Raw genomic sequence first — 3,711 nt, forward strand, 5'->3', positions numbered from 1 at the left:
CGTCCCGCTGGCGCGATCAGTAGCCCAGGCCTCTCACCCTAACCTGAAACGCGACTATGGACGGCTGATCCCGCTGGGGCGGTACCGTTCTTCGAGCCAAGTGCGCAGCTCATCTTCCGGGAAGGCGGCAGCCAAGGTGCCCGTTCTGGGATCGTGGGCATGCCAAAGAACATGGCCGGATGGATCCTGGCTTTACGGTAACTGCAGCCGGCTGCACCTCCCCTCGTCTCTTGCGAGCAGGCTTACTCTCTCCGGCTAGGGGTAGCCAGGGATCCTTCAAGGTCACGCGAACTCAATACCACTGCTGAGCGTAAAGGCGCTGCACCAAATAAAACACGAATAGGTTGACATCCACGCGCCGCTCGTCGATCATAAAAGACTCGATGGTGCTGGCCGGGGATCCTTCGGTGGTACAGCGGAAGAACTTGCGGCCATTCAAGGATCCCTCAGCAAACAGCACGCTAAATTGCTTCTTGCCTCCTGCAAACGCGCCGACCAGCGTCTTGCCTTCCAGGCGCAGCTCCAGATCGCTGACTCCGCGCTTTTGAAAAGCCGCAATGGCTGCCGGGATCACCTCTTCCGTGATCTGTTGCTCGAAGGGCTTTTCTTCCTTAGCAACTTTTTTCGCAGTGGCTTTGGGGGAATCCTCAGCAGCAGGCTTGGCAGCTTCAGCGGGTTTCTCGGCAGCAGCGGCCTCGGGGGTGGGTTCTCCAGACATGGGGAAACGCTCCGACAATCAGATGGGTAAAAGCCTTAGATGCAGAACAATCAAAAACTCTGTCCAGAACCGGCAAAGAGCTAGCCCTTGGGGATGTATTGGCCGACAATTTCTTCAGCAGGGATCTGGGGAAAGCCCATGCTGAAGTTGGGGGCACGCCCCTGCAGGTTATAGGCGATCTCCCCTTGCTTGAGCAGGGAGCGGATGAAATGTTCCAGGTCAGACCCAATGCGGCGGATATTGTACTCGGTCAAGTCTCGCCCCCGGTATTCTTCCACCAACTCTTCGAAACGGGCATAGACCTTTTGCAGGGCAGCATCAGTCCAGACCAGCTCGTTGTCCGGATCCACATCGAGGGTAAACAGGTCGTCGCGGGGCACGAAGTTGTTGTCTGCAGTAACTTCACCGGCAAAAATGTGGACGTGGCGAGTGGTGCATTTCAGCATTGCGATGGCTCCGCTCCGGATCTAACCTGATAAACAGCGTATCACTACCTAGCGCTTGTGGGGGATCCGCTATTTGCCCTCGACTTGTTCCGGCCCTCTCTATGTCTGCTGTTATTCCCCAACTGGAACGCCTGCACATAGAGGTGACCAACGTTTGCAACTTTAAGTGCGAGTTTTGTCCAGATGGGATCATGCAACGGCGGCGGGGGCACATGGAGCCCGCTCTGCTGGAGCAGATTTTGGAGGAAGTAGCGGCAACAGGGCTGGCCCGCGTGATGGCTTTTCACCTGATGGGGGAGCCGCTGCTCTACCCATACCTTTTCGAGGGTATTCGCAGGGCCGCTGAGCTTGGCCTTCGCCTGCACCTGACCAGCAACGGCAGCACCTTTGCCCTCTGGCCGGAGCACATTGAAAAGCTGAACCGCAGCCCCTTTGCTAAGCTAACCATTTCCCTGCAAACTCCCGATCCAGTCACCTTCAGCATTCGCGGAGCACCTCCCCGCCTCACGCCGGAGCGCTACTTTGCTGGGATTACCCAATTTCTGCAGGTGCACTTGCGCTCCTCCAGCCCTACGCAGGTGCATCTCAAATTCCTGGATACTAGCCCCCACCCGTTTTTGGTGCCGCATAAGGCTCTTTCGGTGATCGATTCTGCACAGCAGATGCGCGCTCAGCTCTCGGCTTGGGCCAGACGAGCTTTGCAAGGGATCCCGGATGCACCGGCTCTCGATTGGGTAGAAGCCCAGATTGCTACTTACCGACCGGGCCGCTGGCAGCAGATCCGCATCCATCCCCGCTTGGTTTTGGAAACGTTTCCCTTGGACAGTTGGGGCAACGTGGAGACAGACCGGGTAATCCCAGCTCGCTGGGGATACTGCAATGGCGCTTCCGGTCAGGCGGGGATCCTCTACGACGGCACGGTGGTGCCCTGTTGCAAGGACTATGAAGGGCAAATCCCGCTGGGGCAAGTGACGCTGGGGGGATCCCTGGCCGAGATTTTGCGGGGCCAACCGGCCTGTGCGCTGCGGCGGGGGTTCAATCGTCTGCAGGTGAACCATCCCGTTTGCCAGCGCTGTATGGGTGGAGACACTTGCATCAAAGCCTTGGCCAGACAAGTGGGTTCCGTTGTCTACTTCAAGGTGTATCGGCCTTGGAAACAGAGGCTGGATCCCGGTTGGGGACAAGTGTAGACAGTTTCGGGAAAAGTCAACGCCCCACAGCAGCGGTTTCCCTGCCGTGGGCATAGCAACAACGTGACTTTCTTTCGTGATTTCTTCTAAGGGGCTCAAGCCTTGGGAGGGAGTTCCAAGGCCAGCGGCCCCAGCAAGCCCTTGCGGTAGTCGTTGAGAACTTGCCGTGCCGCCCGCTGGGGATCCCCTTGATACCGCCGCTCGGCCAACTCCTGCACTGCGGCACCACCGGGAGGGATCGGATCCGGCCAACCGTAGCGCTTTTGCAAGAGAGATCCGGCTTGGGGCTGCACCCTCAGCACTTGATCCAAAAAGTGGGCCGCCACCCGTTCGGGATCGTAGGCCGCTTCGCCGATGTCATCGCAGATGGCCAATAGAGAGGCCGCCTGTTGATCCGGCAGAGAGGGCGGTAGGATGCCCGGCGAGTCCAACAGATCCAACTCTCCCCCCAGCCGCACCCACCGCAGTTGCCGCGTCACCCCAGGACGTGCTGCGCTCTCAGCTGCCCGCCGCCCCAACAGTCGATTCAGCAAAGCAGATTTGCCCACATTGGGAAAGCCCACCACCACCGCCCGAACGGCCCGCGGTCGCATTCCCCGCTGTTGACGCCGCATATTGACCGATTGCCCCAGTTGCAAGACCGCCTGCTTGAGGCGATTCACCCCTTCTCCTGAGCGGCCATTGGTGGGATAGACAGGGATCCCTTGCCGTAAAAAATACTCCTGCCAAGCTTTCAGATCCCCAGCCTCAATGCAGTCCGCCCTGTTCAGAGCCAGGAGGCGAGGTTTTTCCCCCAGCCACCGGCCCAGCTCAGGATGACGACTGGCCAACGGGATCCGCGCATCCAACACCTCGATGACTGCATCCACCCGCTGCAACTCTTCCCGCAACTGGCCAATTGCCTTGGCAATATGGCCGGGATACCACTGGATGGCCGGAGAACTCATGCCGCCAGAACCCTAGAAGTGGACAGCAGAAATCAACAGTGGGATCCAATCTAGCCCGATTCCCCAAAAGAGGCTCGACCTGCCGGCTGAAGTAGCCAATAATACAACGTGAGTGCCGCTGGGATCCCTTTCCTGGGCAACCTAATGTTTAACCAACGGGGGTGCGGGGGCAACAAGCCCCGCGCTCTACCCGCAGGGTTAGCGTCGGGATACATGGATCCCTGCATGCTATACCATTATCTTTTTAGTACCCAGGAATGCTGGGGAAGGGAAACCACCTGTCCAGTTGTTCTGTCGGGGGTCGTAGACCTAGACAAGTGGCGTGGGGTAGGAATACCCAACCGCGAGGTAAAGACTCCATCCCGCTGACGCCAAGGGAAGCCCGCGCTCTGTCCGTAGGACGAGCGCCG

General features: G+C 58.8%; 4 protein-coding genes. 1 reads left to right on the forward strand and 3 read right to left on the reverse strand.

Annotated features, from left to right (window positions below; all coding sequences use genetic code 11):
- Positions 1–292 precede the first annotated feature (292 nt).
- Positions 293–718, reverse strand: a complete 426-nt coding sequence (locus NW815_RS13885; protein WP_414389906.1) for a DUF2996 domain-containing protein — start codon at positions 716–718, stop codon at positions 293–295.
- Positions 719–798: 80 nt separating this feature from the next.
- Positions 799–1,164: an NAD(P)H-quinone oxidoreductase subunit M gene (locus tag NW815_RS13890; RefSeq protein ID WP_011432289.1), complete on the reverse strand. Its 366-nt coding sequence runs from the start codon at positions 1,162–1,164 to the stop codon at positions 799–801.
- A gap of 101 nt (positions 1,165–1,265) precedes the next feature.
- Here NW815_RS13890 and NW815_RS13895 point away from each other — a divergent pair, with 101 nt between their 5' ends.
- Positions 1,266–2,354 (forward strand): radical SAM/SPASM domain-containing protein, encoded by a 1,089-nt coding sequence (locus NW815_RS13895; protein WP_414330230.1) that lies wholly within the window; start codon positions 1,266–1,268, stop codon positions 2,352–2,354.
- A gap of 95 nt (positions 2,355–2,449) precedes the next feature.
- Here the strand turns inward: NW815_RS13895 and ylqF are convergent, their stop codons facing one another.
- A complete protein-coding gene (ylqF, locus tag NW815_RS13900) occupies positions 2,450–3,301 on the reverse strand; it encodes a ribosome biogenesis GTPase YlqF (protein ID WP_414343260.1) in 852 nt (283 codons plus the stop codon).
- Positions 3,302–3,711: the final 410 nt, after the last annotated feature.

This window comes from Synechococcus sp. R6-7 (genome assembly GCF_047461695.1).
Lineage (GTDB): Bacteria > Cyanobacteriota > Cyanobacteriia > Thermostichales > Thermostichaceae > Thermostichus.

Excerpts from the sequence above, each read along its gene's own strand:
- NW815_RS13885 (WP_414389906.1), bottom strand. The coding sequence starts at position 718 with ATGTCTGGAGAACCCACCCCCGAGGCCGCTGCTGCCGAGAAACCCGCT.
- NW815_RS13890 (WP_011432289.1), bottom strand. The coding sequence starts at position 1,164 with ATGCTGAAATGCACCACTCGCCACGTCCACATTTTTGCCGGTGAAGTT.
- NW815_RS13895 (WP_414330230.1), top strand. The coding sequence starts at position 1,266 with ATGTCTGCTGTTATTCCCCAACTGGAACGCCTGCACATAGAGGTGACC.
- ylqF (WP_414343260.1), bottom strand. The coding sequence starts at position 3,301 with ATGAGTTCTCCGGCCATCCAGTGGTATCCCGGCCATATTGCCAAGGCA.